Raw genomic sequence first — 19236 nt, forward strand, 5'->3', positions numbered from 1 at the left:
AGATGTTACCAGATACACTAGTTGACAATAGATACCGTATTATTAGATCGCTTGGCGATGGCGGTATGGCCAATGTTTATTTGGCGCATGATGAATTTCTTAATCGTGATGTAACGTTTAAAATGATGCGTCTTGATATGAAAAATGACTTAGATTTAGCAAAACGTTTTCAAAGAGAAGCTTTATCTGTAACTGAACTAATAGATGACAATATTGTTCAGGTTTATGATGTTGGCGAATACCAAGGGTCACAATACATTGTCATGGAATATGTTGATGGCACAACGCTTAAGTCATACATTAATGAAAAATTTCCAATTGCCTATCAACAAGTAGTTGATATTATGATGCAGATTTTGCGCGCTGTTCAAGCAGCCCATGATGCTGGTATTATTCATCGAGACTTAAAGCCTCAAAATATTTTAATTGATAAAAATGATCAAGTGAAAATTACTGACTTTGGCATTGCTATTGCTAAGGCAGATCAAGATATCACACAAGCACATACTGTTATTGGTTCAGTGCATTACTTATCTCCTGAGCAAACACGTGGTGGCATGGCTTCAGCAAAATCAGACATCTATGCATTAGGTGTCATGTTGTATGAAATGTTAACAAAGCAGGTACCATATGAAGGAGATACACCGGTTGCAATTGCATTGAAGCATGCCACAGCGGACATGCCTTCAGTACGTGATTTTGATCCTAGAATTCCTCAAGCACTAGAAAATGTTATTTTAAAAGCTACCGCTAAAAAGCCGCAAGATCGATATGCTGATGTATCGGTTATGGCTGATGATTTAAAAACGGTCTTGTCACCAAGAAGATCAAACGAACAACGCTTTGCACCAACCACTGATATTGACAACGAAACACGTATCATTCCCATGGCACAAATTCAAGATCAATTAAAAAATGGTGTGTCTTCAGTTAATTCTTTGCCAGAAGAGGTTCCAGAAGAGCCGTCAATCAAAGATCAGATTATTGAATATGGTAAAAAAGGTTATTCAGTAAAAAATATTGCCAAAATTGTTGACCGTACACCTAATTATGTAAGAAACGTACTAAGAGGCAACGGTATAAAGTATAGGGATAGTAAGTTATTCAAAATTGTTGGTTTTTTGGCACTACTTATCATTGTATTAATTGCTATTTTTGCATTTATACATATTCAAGCCAGTCAAATTACCGTTCCAAGTTTGTCGAATCTGACTCAAGCACAAGCTGAAAAGAAAATACAAGATGCTGGGCTAAACGTTGGTACAGTAACATCGACTACCTCAACAACAGTCAAAAAGGGTAGCGTCGTACGCTCAACGCCAAAAGAAGGAGCAGATGCCAAAAAGGGTGATAATATCAACTTAGTTATCTCTTCTGGCAAGGCTAAAGTGCGTTTTGGAGACTACGTTGGTTCAGATTACGATGTAACAGCAGCGCAATTACGTTCACAAGGTTATGATGTGCAGAAAGTACAACAAGCTTCTGATAGTGTAGCGTCGGGCACAATAATTGCCCAATCTGTTAATGCCAATAATAAGGTTGATCCAACCGCGACAGGAGTAACATTTACAGTTTCTACCGGACCGATTAAAATTACAGTACCTGATTTTACTAAAAATAGTACACAGAGTGATGTTCAAAATTGGGCAACTCAAAATGATGTAACGGTAAACTTCAACACAACTTATTCTAATTCAGTCAAGAAAGATCATGTCATTAGTCAGTCTATTCGTGGTGGCTCAAAAATTACTAAAGATAATACGTTGCTTATCACAATTTCTCAAGGGCCAGAGCAATCAAGCTCAAGTAGTAGCTCATCGTCATCAAGTTCTAGTAGCAGCTCCTCAAGTAGTACATCAAATAACAATGATTCTAGTGATGTGTCTTCCAATTCTTCGCAATCTGAAAGTACTTCAAGCCGATAGTTACTATATTTAAAAGTCGATATTATCGGCTTTTTTTGTTATTATTAATATATGAAAACAGGACGAATAATTAGATCGCTCAGCGGTTACTACGACATACAATTATCGGATGGGGACATTGAGCGTGCACGCGCACGTGGTGAATTTCGAAAATCTAAACAAAAACCATTAGTAGGTGATTTTGTGGATTTTGAAAGTCAAAACAATGAAGGGTTTATTTGGGCTATTCATCAAAGAGAAAACAGTTTAGTTCGCCCGTTAGTTGCAAATATCGATTTGGCGGTTATTGTGACTGCTGTAAAAGAGCCGGATTTTGCTTCGAATTTGTTAGATCGTCAACTTGTTGCACTAGAGGCTGCCAATGTTACACCTCTGATTTATTTTTCCAAAGTGGACTTGTTAAATGAATCAGAAATTAAGCACCTTCATCAGATAGCCGTTGATTATCAAAGTATAGGATATAATGTTATTCTTTCAGATGAAAAAAATGTTTTAAAAACACTTGAATTTTCTTTACAAAAGAAGGTTTCAGTTTTCATGGGACAAACTGGTGCAGGAAAATCTACGCTGCTCAATCATTTATCTCCACGATTAGGGTTAGAGACAGGTGAAGTGTCTAAAGCCTTAAGTAGAGGAAAGCACACAACGCGTCAAGTAACATTAATTCAAATTAATGAAGCTTTAATTGCGGATACACCAGGTTTTTCATCTTATGAAGTGTTTGATTTTCCCGTTGAAGACTTAGATGACTACTTTCCGGAATTTGTTGAGAAAAGGCCAGGGTGCCGTTTTCGAGGATGTTTACATCTAAATGAACCCAAGTGTGCGATTAAAGAGGCTGTTGCTGTTGGCACAATCCTTACGTCAAGGTATAATAGTTACAAAGCGTTTTATGAATTAATTAAAGCGCAGAAACCAAAATATAAGACAGATAATTAAAAAGAGGTAATAGCATGTCAGGAATTATTGCACCATCAATTTTGAGCGCAGATTACACAAATTTGGAACGTGATGTCAAGCTTGTTGAAGCTGCTGGTGCAGAGTATTTGCACATTGATGTTATGGACGGTACATTTGTACCAGCAATTTCTTATGGACCTAATTGGGTGAAACAATTACGTCCGGAAACTAATATGGTTTTGGATGTTCATTTGATGGTTCAAAATCCAGAACGCTTTGTAGAAGAGTTTGCCGATGCTGGTGCAGATATTATCGGTGTTCATGTTGAAGCTACACCACATATTCACCGTGCTTTGCAAATGATTAAAAATAAGGGTGTTAAAGCCGAAGTTGTGATTAACCCGGGAACACCTGTCTCAGCTATTGAAGCTGTATTGGACATTGTGGATCAAGTATTAGTTATGACGGTTAATCCCGGTTTTGGCGGACAAAAATTCTTACCATCAACACTTCAAAAAATTGCACAATTAAAAACATTCCGTGAAGAACGTGGTTTTGATTTTGATATTGAAATTGATGGTGGTGTCAACAACGAAACAATTCAGTCAGCTTATGAAGCTGGTGCTAATGTATTTGTGGCTGGTTCTTACGTGTATGATAAAGTTGACCCTGCTGCTAAAATTAATATTTTGAAAGACTTGATCAAATAATGCAAATTAACATCTTAGCTGGTGGTCCCACTGAACTGTGGCCAAAAAATTTATTTCAAGAGCCAGGGGTTTGGATTGGTGCTGATCGCGGTGCTTGGTATTTATATCAAAGAAAGATACCAATGATTCTGGCTGTCGGTGACTTTGATTCGTTAACAGTCGAGGAGTTATCAGTTATTAAAAAACACCTTTCAACCCAAAATATTATCCATGTGAAAGCTGAGAAGGATGAAACAGATACTGAGTTGGGGTTAATGTATGCTCAAGGTCAACATCCTGATACTATTAAAATTTTTGGCGCAACTGGCGCAAGAATTGATCATACGTTAAGTAATTTGTGGTTGATGGCTGATGAGAAATTTCATAGTATTGTTGAAAAAACACAATTCATTGATTATATGAACGTTGTTAGCTATGCTAAGCCAGGGTTGCGTGAAATTATCAAGCAAGCTAACACCAAGTATTTGGGTTTTATGCCACTTAACGATGTCTCTAACTTTGAAATTAAAGATGCTAAGTATACATTGACACTAACAAAAAATAAGTATAAAATGTGGTCATCAAATGAATTTGTTTCGGATTCTGTTCACATATCCTTTGATACAGGAATCGTAATGATTACACAATCAGTAGATGGAGGTAAATAATATGTCAGTCAAAACAGTAGAAGATGCAACTTTTGTTGAAGAAACAAACACTGGTGTCAGCATTACAGACTTCTGGGCTACGTGGTGTGGACCATGTCGCATGCAATCACCAGTTTTAGATGTTTTATCAGATGAAATTGATAATGTAAAATTTGTTAAAATGGACGTTGATGCTAATCCTGAAACACCGGCCGAATTTGGTATTCGCGCTATTCCCACACTGTTAATTAAAAAAGATGGGGAAGTAATGGATCGTTTGACAGGTTTTCATAACAAGGAACAATTAGCAAAGATTTTAGCGAAATATACAAATTAACTTGTCAAAGGGTTGAGTTTCTGGTAAAATTTAATATTGTTGTAGAAAGAGCTTTTAAAAAATAAATAGCTCGAAGAAGGAGGGTTAAACATGGCAAAAGATGCTATTACTGGTGCACGTACACGCTTTGGTAACCAACGTTCACACGCGTTGAACTCAAGTCGTCGTAGCTGGAAGCCAAACTTGCAAAAAGTTACGGTTAAAATTAACGGTGCTGCAGCAAAAAAGGTTTATTTAACAGCACGCACTTTGAAGGCTGGATTGAAGAACGGATCTATCGAACGCGTCTAAACTAATGTTTTTTAGTTTAATAACGTTTTGAGACCACCATTGGGTGGTCTTTTTTATTAATAGTTTGAGTGCCTGTCAATGCAACATAATCTATCTATGGTAAAATATACCTAGTAAACTCTTTTGTGAGGAGGAAAGGCATTTATTAGTATCAAAGTAATTGAATTTTTTTGATATTAATAAACGTTCTAAAAAAATATGGCGATTATAATTAAAACGCAAAATGGTGACATTAGCCTAGAAAATGACGTTATTGCTACAATAGTTGGTGGTTCTGCAATTGAAAATCCTGGGGTTGTAGGTATGGCTTCTAAAGCTACTTTTCGTGATGGTGTCAATCAAATTTTGAATCGTGAAAATTATGCTAAGGGTGTTGTAGTACATCAAAAAGATAGTGGTGTAGCAGTGGATGTATATCTAGTTGCACAATACGGTACTAAATTGTCCGAGATTTCAAAATCAGTTCAGGGTAAAGTAAAGTATAATCTTGACGCATATTTGGGTATTCATGTTTCCGAAGTTAATGTGATTGTTCAAGGTGTTCGTGTCAGTGACTAGGAGAGAGTATGTCAGTTAATTCACTAACAACAATTACCAATGTTGAATTTGGTAAGATGATTAATGCTGCTGCATCAATGCTTGCTGCAAATGCAGATAAAATTAATAAATTAAATGTATTTCCCGTACCAGATGGTGATACTGGAACAAATATGAGCCTCTCAATGGCTAGTGGTGCCCAGTATGAGCGAGATTCACTTGAAACAAGTATTGGTGCGTTGGCCAAAGCTACATCAAAAGGATTGTTGATGGGTGCACGAGGTAACTCTGGTGTCATTCTCTCACAAATTTTCCGTGGATTTTCAAATAGTATGTCTGATAAAGACACTTTGTCTGCTCGTGATTGGGCGGATGCCTTGATGAGTGGTGCTCAAGTAGCTTATAAATCAGTAATGAAGCCTACTGAGGGTACTATATTAACAGTTATTCGTGAAGCTGCAGCTAAAGCAAATAAAGTGGCCAACCAAACAGATGATATTATTGAATTAATGGCAGCTGTCCAAGAAGCTGCTCAAGCTGCCTTAGATTCTACTCCGGACTTGTTGCCGGTGTTAAAAGAAGTTGGTGTTGTTGATTCTGGCGGACAAGGCCTGGTTTTTGTGTTACAAGCATTTTATCAAGTGATCAGTGGTGATTTCAGCGAGGAAGATATCAAAGCACCTGATAATGCTGAACTCGATCAAATGGTCAAAGAACTTCACGCTGGCGCTCAGGCTAATAGTAATTTGAATCCGGACGATATTACCTATGGGTACTGTACTGAAATTATGGTTCAAATTGGCAAAGGTACGACTTATGATCATGAGTTTGATTATCAAACGTTTTATGATTACTTAGCAAAATTGGGTGATTCATTATTAGTAATTAATGATGATGAAATTGTTAAAGTTCACGTCCATACAGAAAACCCTGGGAAAGTAATTAGCTGGGGAACTCAATTTGGTTCTTTGTTGAAGGTCAAAGTTGATAATATGCGTGACCAACAACAGTCAGTTATCGATGCCCAACGGGCTGAAGAAGCCCGCAATGAAAAGGTGGCAACTATGCAGGTTCCTGTATCTGATACTGCAGTGATTGCCATTGCAGCTGGTGACGGTATCGCTGATCTTTTCAAAAGTTTGGGTGTTCATACTGTGATTTCAGGTGGGCAGACTATGAATCCGTCAACGGCAGATATTGTCAATGTTATTGAAAATAGTGGTGCAAAGAGAGCTATTATATTACCAAATAACAGTAATATCTTTATGGCAGCTGAACAGGCGGTTTCCTTGTCTAAAATTCCGGTTGAAGTAGTGAAGACACGTACTATCCAACAGGGACTAACAGCAATGATGGGATATAATCCTGAAGCAGACATTGACCAAAATGCTTTGTCAATGTCTGAAATGATGGCTGATGTCAAATCAGCACAGATTACCCAAGCTGTCCGAGAAACTAAGTTCAATGGACATGACATTCGTCATGGTGATTGGATGGGAATCATCGATGGGGATATCGAAGTAGTGGCTTCTGATATTGAATCTGCTACTAAAGAAGCTATTGAAAAAATGATTGATGATGATTCTGAAATTGTAACAATCATTTTTGGTAAAGAGACCAAAGAAAAAATTGCTCAAAAAATTAAAGCATTTGTTGAGACATTGGATGATAATTTAGAAATTGAAGTTCACGATGGTGGGCAACCACTTTATCCGTTCTTTATTGCAGTAGAATAAAAAAAGCGTACCATTCGTTAAAAATGGTACGCTTTTTATTCTTATAACCAACCGAGAGCGCTAATTGCTGCGTAAATAACAGACCCAGCCATTAAAATAACCATAAACCATGACATCACTAATGTCATTTTTTCAAGACGAGTACGTGGCTTTTTATCCACCTTTGGTATTTTATGTTGGTTGAGTTTAGCTTCGATTTCAGCTTGTAGTTTTGGGTTAACCGGTCGATTTTGTTGTTCGTCAGTCATTCATTTCACCTCTAATATGTTACCTTATAGTCTAACATATCTTTTAAAAGAATTGAAATTTCGACACGAATTCGCTAAAGTAAGATACGAGGTAATTAACATGGAATGGTGGTTTTGGCCAGTAGGCGGATTGAGTTTTTGGTTAGTAGTGATTATTTTAAAAAAATGGACGCTTTTGAAGAAGTTTCCTCTTGGAACACTTGATATTGTGACATTATCTAACTGGATAGTATTGCACCAAACGATGGGATACATATTTGGTGTGAGTTATATTACATGGATTTTAATTAGTTGGTTAGTTGTGGGTATGTTGTTAGCATGGGTTCTGTTGCAACGCAGTTGGCGCTGGCAATTTTTTTGGCATCGATATTGGCAATGGAGTGGCATGGTTGCAGCGGTATTGTTTATTTTGCTAACAATTATTGGGTTATTCCTCCACTAAACACCACAAAAAAAGGCTTGACTATCACTGATAGTCAAGCCTTTTTACATATTAAAATTTACTAGTTTGTGACAAAATGAGAAATTGGGTGGAGGGAAGTGGTGAAATGTGGTAAATTAATAGTATAGAAATTTTAATGGAGGTGACTCTATGTTCATGGGTGAATATTCACATACGCTTGATACAAAGAGCCGTTTAATTATTCCAGCGAAATTTCGTAATCAACTTGGGGACCAGTTCATTATTACAAAGTGGATGGAAAAGTCACTTCGTGCAATGCCAATGTCTGTCTGGGAAAAGCTACAAGAGCAGTTAAATCAATTACCAATAGGCAAAAAGGATGCACGTGCCTTTAGGCGCTTTGTTATGGCTGGCGCATTAGAAGCTGAGTTTGATAAGCAGGGACGAATTGTTGTTCCCAATAATTTAAGAGAATACGCGTCATTAGAAAAAAGTGTTGTAGTTACTGGTGTTGGTGATTCATTTGAAATATGGAGTGCAGAAAATTGGGCAGACTATACTGCTGAAACTGCGGAAGATTTTGATAATATTGCTGAGGGTTTGGTAGACTTTGACCTTTGAACTAATTGAACATAGTTTTAAGAAATGAGGTCTGCGATGCCATTTGAACATGTAACAGTACTCTTACATGAGGCCATTGCCTTATTAGATATCAAACCAGAGGGTATTTATGTTGATGCAACTTTAGGTGGTGGTGGTCATACTGGTGAAATTTTAAAAAAACTCACGACTGGCACGCTATACAGTTTTGACCAAGATGACACAGCCATACAATATAATACAGAACAATATGCCACTGAAATATCTGATGGGAAATTAGTTCTAATCCATCAGAATTTTCGTACATTAACATCAGCGTTAGCATCACATCACATCACATCAGTTGATGGAATTGTTTATGATTTAGGGGTTAGTTCGGTACAATTTGATGATGGGCAACGAGGTTTTAGCTATAATTACGATGCAGAACTTGATATGCGCATGGATCAGCGCCAAATTTTAACGGCTAAAACAATTGTGAATGAATGGCCTTTTAATGAATTGATGCGTGTCCTTAGTCGATATGGAGAAGATCGTTTTCCAAAGCAAATTGCTCGGAAGATTGAGCAACATCGCGAAATAAAACCAATTAATACAACTTTTGAATTAGTTGACATTATTAAAGAAGCGATTCCAGCTCCAGCTCGCCGCAAGGGCGGACATCCAGCAAAACGTTCATTTCAAGCATTTCGTATTGCTGTAAATGATGAACTAGGTGCTTTGGAAGACTCTTTGACTCAAGCACTTAATTTGTTAGCAAAAGATGGCAAAATCAGTGTAATAACTTTTCAATCTTTAGAAGATCGTTTAGTAAAGCAAATGTTTCGTGAAAAATCTTCATCACCTGAATTACCGGCTGGGTTACCCGTTTTGCCAGGACAGTTTGAGGCAGATTATGAGCTATTAACGCGCAAACCTATACTACCAAGTACTGAAGAAATGTCTGTCAATCATCGTGCTGAATCAGCAAAATTGCGTGGCATACGTCGAAAGTAGCTTATTATAATTAATGATGACAAATAAATTGGAGAATGTTACATGGCACAAAATGCATATCAATATACGCCTTTAACACAACAGGCACCTTTAAAAACTACTAAGCCAGTTACCAAGACTAAAAGTCATCAAAAGTATAAGGCTGCAACATGGACTAAAAAAGAACGAGCAATGGTAGCAATGGTAGCAATTGTTGTGTTAGCTCTAATGGTGGGTGTGGTGTATACAAGTATGCAAACAACAAAGGCATCTACTAGTGTTAGTGCTATTCAAACAAAAATTGATGAGACTAAGCAGAACAATGATGACTTGCGTACACAAGTACAAACTGCCATGAGCAAAAAAAATCTAGATAAGGTCGCAAAAAAATATGGCATGACACTGTCTGATAACAGTGTGCGCAATATTAATCAATAATTATGAAAAATAGAGCGAGACGGATACCAGTAAAAAAAATCACTAAGAATACCAGAATATTTGGTATTCTGTTGCTTAGCGCAACAACTGTTGTGATTTTAGGGCTTGGTGTACGTCTTTTTATTATTGCGGGCAATAAATCAGTGGATGGTCACAATCTTACAAAAGCCACCCGAGAAGCTTTTATGGGCAAACAAAATGTTATCGCTTCACGTGGTAAAATATTTGATTCTGATGGGCAAGTACTGGCGGAAAATACGACTGTTTATAATATGTATGCCATACTGAATAAAAATCAAAAAGATACTAATGGTAAGCCACTTTATGTAACAGATAAATCAAAAGTAGCACGGCAACTTAGTAAAGTAATCAATTTAAAAGAAAAAGAAATCTATAAAAGACTATCAAGTAAACATTTTCAAGTTGAATTTGGAACAGCTGGAAAAAATTTGACTATTGCGCAACATAACAAAATTGAAAAAATGAAACTGACAGGTATTTCCTTCACGTCTCACCAAGCTAGAACGTATCCTAATGACCAAATGGCTTCTCATCTGATTGGAAATGTTAATATGACTGAGAAAAGCAACGGACAGTCAACTATTACAGGAACCATGGGCATTGAGGCTGCAGCTAACACATTGTTGTCAGGTAAAAATGGTATTAAAAGTTACATTGGGCAAAAGGCAGATAGTAGCCAAAGCGTTAAGAACGGTGATAATGTGTATCTGACATTAGACTCGTCATTGCAGACAACATTAGAAACACGAATGGACACATTTGTTAAGTCTACAAAACCAGCAAGAGCTGTCGCGGTGCTTATGGAGGCTAAAACTGGACGAATAGTAGCAGCGACACAACGACCAAATTTTAATCCAAATAATAAGGCCACATCACCTACAGTTTGGTCAAACTTACTAGATCAAGGTGCATTTGAACCTGGATCAACCATGAAAGGTATCACTATGGCAGCTGCCATTGATACAGGGAAATGGCAGCCTAATGCTACCTTCCAGTCAGGAACTTACTTGATTGATGGTAAACAAGTGACAGATTCCTTTGGAAATGATCAGGGCGTAATGACCTATCGTGAAGGTTTTTGGAGATCATCAAACGTAGCTTTTGCAAAAACAGAGCAAAAAATAGGTTCGCAAACTTGGCGTAATTATTTAGAAAAGTTCAAATTTTTACAGTCAACTCAATCAGGACTAAATGGCGAGGAATCTGGATCGTTCTCATTCTCTTATGGTATTGATCAAGCTAACACGGCGTTTGGACAAGCTATACGGGTCACGCCGTTGCAGATGATACAAGCTTATTCGGCCATTGCTAATAATGGCAAAGAAATTAGACCGTATTTTATTGATAAAGTAGTAGATTCTGCTACTGGCGAAATTGTTAAACAAGGTAAGACTAAAACTGTTGCGCACCCAATTAAAGCTAGTACTGCAAAACAAGTTAGAAAATATATGATTGACGTTGTTAACAAATCAGATGGTACAGCAAAGGAATTTGATTTAAGGGATTATGGTTATCAAATTGCCGCTAAGACAGGTACAGCTCAGATTAGTAAGAACGGTCAATATTCGCAAACTTATAAAGATGCGATCCATTCAGTTATGGTTTTAGCACCAGAGAAGAATCCTAAATATATATTTTATATGGCCGTTCAACAACCATCACAGTTGCCCGATGGTGATATACAGCCTACAATGAGTAAATTATTTAAGCCGTTGATGTTACAAGCTTTAAATGATAGTGATAGTGCGGTAAAATCAAAGACAACTAAGCAGACAGTACCTAATGTTGTTGGTAAATCAGTTGCTGATGCTAAAAGTATTATGACAAAAGCTGGTTTCAGAGTGGCCTTAGTTGGTTCAAAAGGGAAGGTTAACAGTCAATCATTGCAAGCTAATCAAAAGTCATTAACGAATCAATTAGTGATTTTAACGGCGAAAGGCAATACTTATATGCCAAATATGATTGGTTGGAGTTTAGTTGATGCACAGTCTTTTGCTAGACAAGTAGGATTTAAATTGACGTGGGACGGCTCTGGGTATATAACACAGCAGAGTGTCGGTGAAAATCAACTCATTGTCAAGAGTAGCGTTATATCAATTGCTTTAAAAGAGAAGGAGTAGTAGGAGAAAATGGCAGATAATTTGTGGGCGTTTACTCGCGCATTTATTGTTACCGTAGTATTCATGCCCGCGGTAATTAAGTTTTTAAAACAATCTAAAGAACAGGCTGTAATTAGAAAGTTAGGGCCTGATCATCAATCAAAAGCTGGAACACCAAGTATGGGTGGAGCACTATTTATAGTAGCTGCGATTTTAAGTGCATTGATTGGTAGTGTTACTTACGCTGGTAAAGTAGGGTTGGTAGTCATGTTAATACCAGTTTTGGCAGTCGTAGCGTATGCTTTAATTGGTGGTATTGATGATGCTTTAAAGATGATACATCATGCAGACGACGGATTTCGTTTTATACCCAAGTTAATAGCACAAACAGTTTGTGCTGTTGTGTTAATGGGAATTATGTGGTTCATGCATATGCCTTTGGGGATACATATTCCTATGATTGGGGATGTTAATTTAGGTATATTTTATTTTATTTTCCTATGGTTTTGGCTAGTTGGTTGGTCAAATGCAACAAATTTAACAGACGGATTAGATGGACTACTTACTGGGATAAGTATTATAGTTTATCTGGTGTACACTTTGATAGCATTTAATGTTCATAATCAAATTATTGCTATATTTAATCTTTCGATTATTGGTGCTTTAGTTGGATTCTTGATTTTTAATAAGCCGAAAGCAAAAATTTTTATGGGTGATACGGGATCTTTAGCTTTAGGAGCTGGATTAGCTATTGAGTCAATTCTCTTAGGTATTCCTTTTTCACTTTTATGGTTTGGATTAGTATTTGTTATCGAAACATTATCAGTTATTATTCAAACTATTGGATACCATTATTGGAAAAAACGTATTTTTCCAATGGCACCTATACATCATTCTTTTGAAAAGTTTGGCTGGAATGAATGGCAAATTGATGTGTTATTTTGGATTGTTACGGCAATACTAGGAGTTATTGGTATTGCATATATGAATTAAAGCGGAATTACCGCGTACATAATTATAGAAATCAGGTTAGTGTTTATGAAAACAACAGATTTTAAAAATAAAAAAGTAATGGTATTTGGTTGGGCACGTTCCGGAAAAGCTGCGGCAAAACGTTTACTGGAATTAGGGGCTTATGTTACTGTAGTTAATGGAGGGGATTTCGATACTCAAGATGCCACATACCGTGAACTATTAGCTGCAGATGTAGACTTAGTTAACACTGATCAACCAGATATACTTGATAATACGTATGACTATTTAATAAAAAATCCCGGAATTAATTATGAACACGCATTGGTTAGAAAAGCTACAAAACTGAATATTCCTATTCTGACTGAAGTCGAAGTCGCATTAAGCTCTTTTGAAGGGCGTTTAATTGTTGTAACTGGTTCAAACGGTAAAACAACGACTACCTCCCTGATTCGCGATATGCTGAGTGCTGATGGTCAAAAGGTAACGACCGCAGGTAATATTGGAATACCAGTTAGTGAGGTTGTTGCTGAACTAACGAAAGAAGATACGCTATTACTTGAATTGTCTAGTTTTCAGCTATTAGGGTTACCCGATATTCAACCAGATATTGCTTTGATTACTAATATTTTTACAAATCATTTAGATTATCACAAAACACGTGAAAATTATGTTGCGGCCAAATTCCGTGTGACGCGCAACCAGACACCTAATCAATATTTAGTTTTAAATGCGGATGGAGAAGATACGGAAGCATTCAAACTTCAGACAAATGCTCGAGTTGTAGAATTTTCAAGAACAAAAAAAGGATTTTCAGTTGAATTTATAGATGATACTTTAATGGTGGCAGAAAATCGTGTAATGCTTACAAAAGATATCCAACTCGTTGGCCCACACAACCAAGAAAATATACTAGCAGCGGTGACAGTTGCTAAGCTAGCTAATGTATCCATAGAAGCTGTGCAAGAAGTGCTTAAAACTTTTAGTGGCGTGGAACATCGCTTACAATACTTATTTACTGTGAATGATGTTAAATATTTTAATGACTCTAAAGCAACAGATATAGAGGCAACGCAGACGGCTTTAAATAGTTTTGACAGTCCAACGATTTGGATTGGTGGTGGACTAGACAGAGGGGATAATCTTAATCGTTTATTACCAAACCTAAAGAACGTAAAAGCAGTTATTGCCATTGGTGAGACGCAACAAAAGGTTGTTGCGTTAGCCCGAGATGCTGAGAAACCAGTTATTGCAGTAACAGATGTAACACAAGCTGCGCCAATAGCTACTCAGTTAGCTTCCCCTGGAGATGTGGTATTGCTTTCACCGGCTCATGCTAGTTGGGATCAATATAGCAGTTTTGAGGAACGTGGCAATCAATATGTGCAGGCACTCAGAGAAGTATTGAAATTACGAAAGGATTAATTATGAGAGTAATTCTATCAGGTGGCGGAACTGGCGGGCACATTTACCCAGCATTAGCACTAGCAGAAGTAATTAATAAACATGAACCAGATACAGAGTTTTTGTATGTTGGCTCAGAACGTGGTGTAGAATCAAGTATTGTTCCTGCTACCGGCATGCCTTTTGAGAAACTTACTGTACAAGGTTTTAAGAGATCGTTATCATTGGATAATATAAAAACAGTATCGTTATTTTTAAAAGCTGTTAAGCAAGCTAAAAAAATTATTAAGGATTTTAAACCAGACGTTGTTGTGGGTACAGGTGGATATGTTAGTGGTGCTGTGGTATATGCAGCTCAAAGGCTACACATCCCAACTGTTATTCATGAACAAAACTCTGTTGCCGGTGTCACAAATAAATTTTTGTCTCGTGGTGCAACAAAAATAGGTGTCGCTTTTGATATAGCTCGAACACAGTTTCCTCAAGGAAAGGCTTTTTTTGTAGGAAACCCGCGTGCGCAACAAGTAGTATCATTGCAGTCTGATTTTTCTTGGCAACAAATTGGTTTAAGTGACAACAAACCATCTTTGTTGATTTTTGGTGGTTCACAAGGTGCACCAGCTATTAATTTAGCTGTTATTGATGCAATGCAAGAGTTTAACACAAGAAATTATCAAGTAATTCTTGTTACTGGGCCTAAAAGATATGACAATGTTTTGGAAAAGTTAACAACACAACCGGCAGATAATGTGAGAATTTTACCGTATATTGACAATATGCCTGATGTACTTTCAAAAACGTCAGCTATTGTATCCCGAGCTGGTGCAACATCTATTGCTGAAATTACTGCTTTAGGTATCCCGTCTATATTGATTCCAAGCCCATTTGTTACTGGCGATCATCAAACTAAGAATGCACAAAGCTTAGTTGATACAGGTGCTGCACTAATGATTTCAGAACCAGCATTATCAGGGGAGGCATTGTTAGTTGCGGCTGATTCTTTATTGCTTAACGAATCAGTTAGTAAGAAAATGGCCAAAAATGCTAAAAAAGTTGGTATGCAAGATGCTGGTGATCGATTATATGCATTAATACTTGATGCGATTGGTGAATGATGAATAACATTAAATCACAATTTACGAAAAAAAGACCGCTACAACTCTGGTTAAGTTTAGCGGCTTTTGCCGTTTTAATTGTTGGTTTAATTTTGAGTTTACAACCATGGCGTACTATTAAATCAGTGAACATTGATTCGAGTATGTTAACAGCGAAACAGGTCGAAAAATATGTTGGTATTAATAGTAAAACACCATTGTGGCGTATCGTTGGTCAAGAGCAGTTTATAGCTCATCAATTGATAAAAAAAGATAGTAAAGTATATTCAGCGAAAATATCTTTAGAAAATAACACGATATCTATTAAAGTAGTCGAGAATGTTAGTGCAGGTTTTATTAAAAAGCAGCAGCAGTGGTATCGACTAAATCGGCGCGCAGAGTTAAAAAAAGTTAGCCAGCCAGATGGTAGTGCACCGATTTATAGTAATTTTAAAAATGATCAATCTTTAACGAAAGCAGCTATAACATTTTCAAAATTTGAATTATCACTACGGCAAAATATTAGTCAAATTATTTACTCACCAACAAAAGATAACAGTAATCGTCTTAAAATAATTATGGTTGATGGCAATACAGTATTTGCAACGTTGAAAACTTTTGGTCAAAAAATGGTTTACTATTCAGGAATCGCTGCTCAAATGGAAAGTAAAGGTGTAGTTGATTTACAATATGGTGCCTATTCATATGCATATGGCGCAAAATAGACTATCAAATCAGTAGTCAAACACTTATATTTTATGGTACCATTAGTATTAGGTATATTTTAAAAAAATAATTTATAAAGGGGCACAACGCATGAATAATTCAGGCGTGACGGTTGGATTAGACATCGGAACTACTTCAATTAAAGTTGTCATTACACAAATGGCTGGTAATCAGTTTAATGTAATTGGTGCAGGGAATGCCCCATCTAGGGGTTTGCGTCGTGGTGTGATTGTGGACATCGATGCAACTGCTAATGCAATTCGCGAAGCGATTAATCAGGCACAAGAAAAAGCAAATATTCAAATTAATGAAGTGGTAGCTGGTATTCCAGCTAATCAAATTAAAATTATTGATGTTGATGGTTTGGTGTCAATTGCAAACCAAAATAAACGAATTACATATCAAGATGTACAAAATGTTGCAACACAAGCATTATCACGAGGTTTGCCAGCTGATCAAGATGTTATAGAATTAGTTGCTGAAGAATTTATCGTTGATGGGTTTGATGGCATTAAGGATCCACACGAGATGATAGGTGTGCGTTTAGAAATGCATGGGATTGCTTATGTGGGACCAGAAAAAGTTCTAGATAATACACGAATGGCCATACAAAAAGCAGGATTAACTCTTCGTGAGTTTGTATTAGCACCGTTAGCGATGGGGTCAGTCATTTTAAACGACGGGCAACAAGATTTTGGAACTGTTTTGATTGATCTCGGCGGTGGACAAACAAGTACATCTATTATTCATGATCGCAAACTTAAGTTCACTTTTGTGGATATTGAAGGTGGTGATAATGTTACTAGAGATATATCTACAGTATTAGGAACATCATATATCAATGCTGAAAAAATTAAACGGGATTATGGATATGCCGATCCTAAACAAACAATATCTGCCCATGAATTTCCTGTTGAGGTAATTGGTGAAGACGTTACAAAGCAATTTGATGAGCAATATCTTTCAGAAATTATTGCTGCTCGTTTAGAGCAGATGTACACTAGGTCTTTTGAACAACTAAAACAAATTGGTGCGCTGAATTTACCAGGTGGATTTGTGCTTACAGGTGGAAACGCCGCTTTACCTAAAATGGTTGATTTTGCAAAACGAGTGTTGGGTGATAATGTTCGTTTGTTTGTGCCAGATCAAATTGGCTTGCGGCATCCTTCTTATTCACGAGCATTATCGTACGCTATATTTGCTTCACGTGAAACCATGACACAGCAAGTTATCAAGCAAACAATTATGCAAAGACGTGAACTAGGACAACAGGATGTCGTATTAGCGAACGATTTTGGAGAAGATGTGGCGCAACAGTCACTAGAAACTTTTCAATATGATGGTGAAATTGTTAATGAGCCGGAACAAAGTTTTTTTAACAAAATACGCCAAAAAATTAGCAATTTATTTAATGAAGAATAATCGAACATTTAAGGAGACGACTCATGGATTTTTCAATTGATGACGCGCAACAAGCTGGCGCAATCATTAAAGTTATTGGTGTTGGTGGAGGTGGTTCCAACGCTGTTAACCACATGATAGAAGAAGGTGTTAGTGGCGTTGAATTCATCGTTGCCAATACTGATGTACAAGCGTTAGACAAATCAAAAGCTGATACTAAGATTCAAATTGGTCCTAAATTAACAGGCGGTTTGGGGGCAGGCTCTAATCCAGAACGAGGAACTAAGGCTGCTGAAGAATCTTCAGAAGCAATTGCTTCTGCAATGTCAGGTGCTGATATGGTTGTTATTACTGCTGGAATGGGTGGCGGAACTGGTAATGGTGCTGCTCCAGTCGTAGCACGCATTGCTAAAGAGCAAGGAGCCTTAACTGTTGCTGTTGTTACACGTCCATTTAAGTGGGAAGGCCCTAAGCGTGGCCGTTATGCCGCAGAAGGACTACAAGCATTGTCGGAATCTGTTGATTCTTTGATTGTAATTACAAATGAACGTTTGAAAGATCGTATAGATTTACGCACACCGCTATCAGAGGCCTTTAAAGTAGTTGATGAAGTTGTGGCTCAAGGTGTTCGTGGTATTTCAGAATTAATTACAAATCCTGGATTCATTAACCTCGATTTTGCGGATGTTAAAACAGTAATGCAAGATGCTGGACCTGCTTTGATGGGTGTCGGGCAAGCAAGTGGTGAAACACGTGCTGCTGATGCAACAAAGCAAGCTATTTCTTCTCCCCTTTTGGAAGTAGATATGGCAGGAGCCGAAGATGTTTTGTTAAATATTACAGGCGGTTTGGATATGTCATTATTTGAAGCACAAACAGCTTCAGAAGTGATTAGCCAAGAAGCAGGTCATGATGTTAACGTTATTTTTGGAACATCAATCGACGAAAACCTAGAGGATTCTATTCGAGTAACAGTGATTGCAACAGGATTACAAAATATTACTGAAAAACCTCAAATGACTGAACAGACAGCTGCCTCAGCTGCTACAGTTTTTGGTACAAACACAAAGAATAGCAATGAGGCACCAACAACTAACTCTGTATTTGAAAATCCAGTACCAACCAATGTGACGCAAAAACCAACAATAACACAAAATGATCCATTTGCAGATTGGAACATTACGAACGATACAAAGGATGTGTTTACTGAAGAAAAACGTTTTGATGACGTTCAAAAGCAGTCATTTGACGTGTTTAACACACCCACTTCAAGTACATCAATTGATTTGTCAAATGATGACGATGTTGATCAACCACCATTTTTCAAGAAGCGTTAAGGAGAATTCATGGCATTAGGGGATACAATAAAACGTCTGTTCAGTAATGAAGAAGACGATTATTATGAAGAAGATGGCTATGAACAAAGCCATCAGCAAGATCAAACAGGTCAACAGAACGCTTCTCAAACACGATTTGTTCGTCAAAATCCACAAACGCATGCTACTACAGGATTGAACAGCGCCAACAGTAAAATTGCGTTGTTCGAGCCGAAAGTATACTCAGATTCTCGTTCAATTGCTTCACAAATATTAGGTGGAGAAGCAGCTATTGTTAATTTTACCCAAATTGATGAAGCTCAAGCTAAGCGAATTTTGGATTTCTTAGGCGGAACAATATACGCTGTTAATGGAGAAATTGAGCGCATTGGACAGTCTATATTCTTGGTTACGCCAAATACATTTGAGATTTCTGGTACTTTAACAGATAACCTTGAACCCAATAGTCGGTACTAG

21 protein-coding genes are annotated in these 19236 nt (G+C 37.2%); 20 read left to right on the top strand and 1 reads right to left on the bottom strand.

Annotated elements, in window-relative coordinates:
* Positions 1–2: 2 nt before the first annotated feature.
* The 8 genes from pknB to ESZ47_RS00165 all read left to right on the top strand — a co-directional run bounded on the left by pknB (position 3) and on the right by ESZ47_RS00165 (position 7062).
* Positions 3–1925, top strand: a complete 1923-nt coding sequence (pknB, locus tag ESZ47_RS00130) for a Stk1 family PASTA domain-containing Ser/Thr kinase (protein WP_148603648.1) — start codon at positions 3–5, stop codon at positions 1923–1925.
* A 51-nt stretch (positions 1926–1976) separates the two neighbouring features.
* The gene (gene rsgA / locus ESZ47_RS00135; protein ID WP_148603650.1) at positions 1977–2864 is read left to right on the top strand and encodes a ribosome small subunit-dependent GTPase A; all 888 of its coding nucleotides are present in this window, start codon (positions 1977–1979) and stop codon (positions 2862–2864) included.
* Between the two features lie 14 nt (positions 2865–2878).
* Positions 2879–3535 carry a ribulose-phosphate 3-epimerase gene (gene rpe, locus ESZ47_RS00140; RefSeq protein WP_148603652.1) on the top strand — a complete coding sequence of 219 codons (657 nt, stop codon included), beginning with the start codon at positions 2879–2881 and terminating at the stop codon, positions 3533–3535.
* The gene (locus tag ESZ47_RS00145) at positions 3535–4182 is read left to right on the top strand and encodes a thiamine diphosphokinase (RefSeq protein WP_148603654.1); all 648 of its coding nucleotides are present in this window, start codon (positions 3535–3537) and stop codon (positions 4180–4182) included. The genes rpe and ESZ47_RS00145 overlap by 1 nt, the downstream gene beginning before the upstream one ends.
* Position 4183: 1 nt before the next feature.
* Positions 4184–4498, top strand: coding sequence for a thioredoxin (gene trxA / locus ESZ47_RS00150; protein WP_148603656.1), 315 nt, complete (start codon positions 4184–4186; stop codon positions 4496–4498).
* Positions 4499–4588: 90 nt separating this feature from the next.
* Complete coding sequence (gene rpmB, locus ESZ47_RS00155) at positions 4589–4789, top strand: 50S ribosomal protein L28 (RefSeq protein WP_004900506.1); 201 nt, start codon at positions 4589–4591, stop codon at positions 4787–4789.
* A gap of 198 nt (positions 4790–4987) precedes the next feature.
* On the top strand, positions 4988–5347 hold the full coding sequence (locus ESZ47_RS00160; protein WP_148603658.1) for an Asp23/Gls24 family envelope stress response protein: 360 nt from the start codon (positions 4988–4990) through the stop codon (positions 5345–5347).
* Positions 5348–5355: 8 nt separating this feature from the next.
* Positions 5356–7062: a DAK2 domain-containing protein gene (locus ESZ47_RS00165; RefSeq protein ID WP_148603660.1), complete on the top strand. Its 1707-nt coding sequence runs from the start codon at positions 5356–5358 to the stop codon at positions 7060–7062.
* Positions 7063–7103: 41 nt separating this feature from the next.
* Here ESZ47_RS00165 and ESZ47_RS00170 read toward each other — a convergent pair whose 3' ends face one another.
* Positions 7104–7310 carry a DUF4044 domain-containing protein gene (locus tag ESZ47_RS00170; RefSeq protein WP_148603662.1) on the bottom strand — a complete coding sequence of 69 codons (207 nt, stop codon included), beginning with the start codon at positions 7308–7310 and terminating at the stop codon, positions 7104–7106.
* A 100-nt stretch (positions 7311–7410) separates the two neighbouring features.
* On the opposite strand from ESZ47_RS00170, the gene ESZ47_RS00175 reads away from it, so the two are divergent.
* The 12 genes from ESZ47_RS00175 (at position 7411) to ESZ47_RS00230 (ending at position 19236) form a co-directional block, all read left to right on the top strand.
* Entirely contained in the window at positions 7411–7752 is a 342-nt protein-coding gene (locus ESZ47_RS00175) for a DUF3397 family protein (RefSeq protein ID WP_148603663.1), read from the top strand.
* 150 nt (positions 7753–7902) lie between these two features.
* Entirely contained in the window at positions 7903–8334 is a 432-nt protein-coding gene (mraZ, locus tag ESZ47_RS00180) for a division/cell wall cluster transcriptional repressor MraZ (RefSeq protein ID WP_148603665.1), read from the top strand.
* 36 nt (positions 8335–8370) lie between these two features.
* Entirely contained in the window at positions 8371–9309 is a 939-nt protein-coding gene (gene rsmH / locus ESZ47_RS00185; RefSeq protein WP_148603667.1) for a 16S rRNA (cytosine(1402)-N(4))-methyltransferase RsmH, read from the top strand.
* A gap of 42 nt (positions 9310–9351) precedes the next feature.
* Positions 9352–9726: a cell division protein FtsL gene (gene ftsL / locus ESZ47_RS00190; RefSeq protein ID WP_148603669.1), complete on the top strand. Its 375-nt coding sequence runs from the start codon at positions 9352–9354 to the stop codon at positions 9724–9726.
* A gap of 2 nt (positions 9727–9728) precedes the next feature.
* Positions 9729–11867: a penicillin-binding protein gene (locus ESZ47_RS00195; protein ID WP_148603671.1), complete on the top strand. Its 2139-nt coding sequence runs from the start codon at positions 9729–9731 to the stop codon at positions 11865–11867.
* 9 nt (positions 11868–11876) lie between these two features.
* Positions 11877–12839 carry a phospho-N-acetylmuramoyl-pentapeptide-transferase gene (gene mraY, locus ESZ47_RS00200; RefSeq protein ID WP_148603673.1) on the top strand — a complete coding sequence of 321 codons (963 nt, stop codon included), beginning with the start codon at positions 11877–11879 and terminating at the stop codon, positions 12837–12839.
* Between the two features lie 45 nt (positions 12840–12884).
* The gene (gene murD, locus ESZ47_RS00205) at positions 12885–14243 is read left to right on the top strand and encodes a UDP-N-acetylmuramoyl-L-alanine--D-glutamate ligase (RefSeq protein ID WP_148603675.1); all 1359 of its coding nucleotides are present in this window, start codon (positions 12885–12887) and stop codon (positions 14241–14243) included.
* A gap of 2 nt (positions 14244–14245) precedes the next feature.
* Positions 14246–15337: an undecaprenyldiphospho-muramoylpentapeptide beta-N-acetylglucosaminyltransferase gene (gene murG, locus ESZ47_RS00210; RefSeq protein WP_148603677.1), complete on the top strand. Its 1092-nt coding sequence runs from the start codon at positions 14246–14248 to the stop codon at positions 15335–15337.
* Positions 15337–16041: a cell division protein FtsQ/DivIB gene (locus ESZ47_RS00215; protein WP_148603679.1), complete on the top strand. Its 705-nt coding sequence runs from the start codon at positions 15337–15339 to the stop codon at positions 16039–16041. Before murG ends, ESZ47_RS00215 begins: the two co-directional genes overlap by 1 nt.
* Positions 16042–16132: 91 nt before the next feature.
* Positions 16133–17464 carry a cell division protein FtsA gene (ftsA, locus tag ESZ47_RS00220; protein ID WP_148603681.1) on the top strand — a complete coding sequence of 444 codons (1332 nt, stop codon included), beginning with the start codon at positions 16133–16135 and terminating at the stop codon, positions 17462–17464.
* Positions 17465–17487: 23 nt separating this feature from the next.
* Entirely contained in the window at positions 17488–18780 is a 1293-nt protein-coding gene (ftsZ, locus tag ESZ47_RS00225) for a cell division protein FtsZ (protein WP_148603683.1), read from the top strand.
* 9 nt (positions 18781–18789) lie between these two features.
* Positions 18790–19236: a cell division protein SepF gene (locus ESZ47_RS00230; protein WP_148603685.1), complete on the top strand. Its 447-nt coding sequence runs from the start codon at positions 18790–18792 to the stop codon at positions 19234–19236.

The organism is Leuconostoc litchii, assembly GCF_008107645.1.
GTDB lineage: Bacteria > Bacillota > Bacilli > Lactobacillales > Lactobacillaceae > Leuconostoc > Leuconostoc litchii.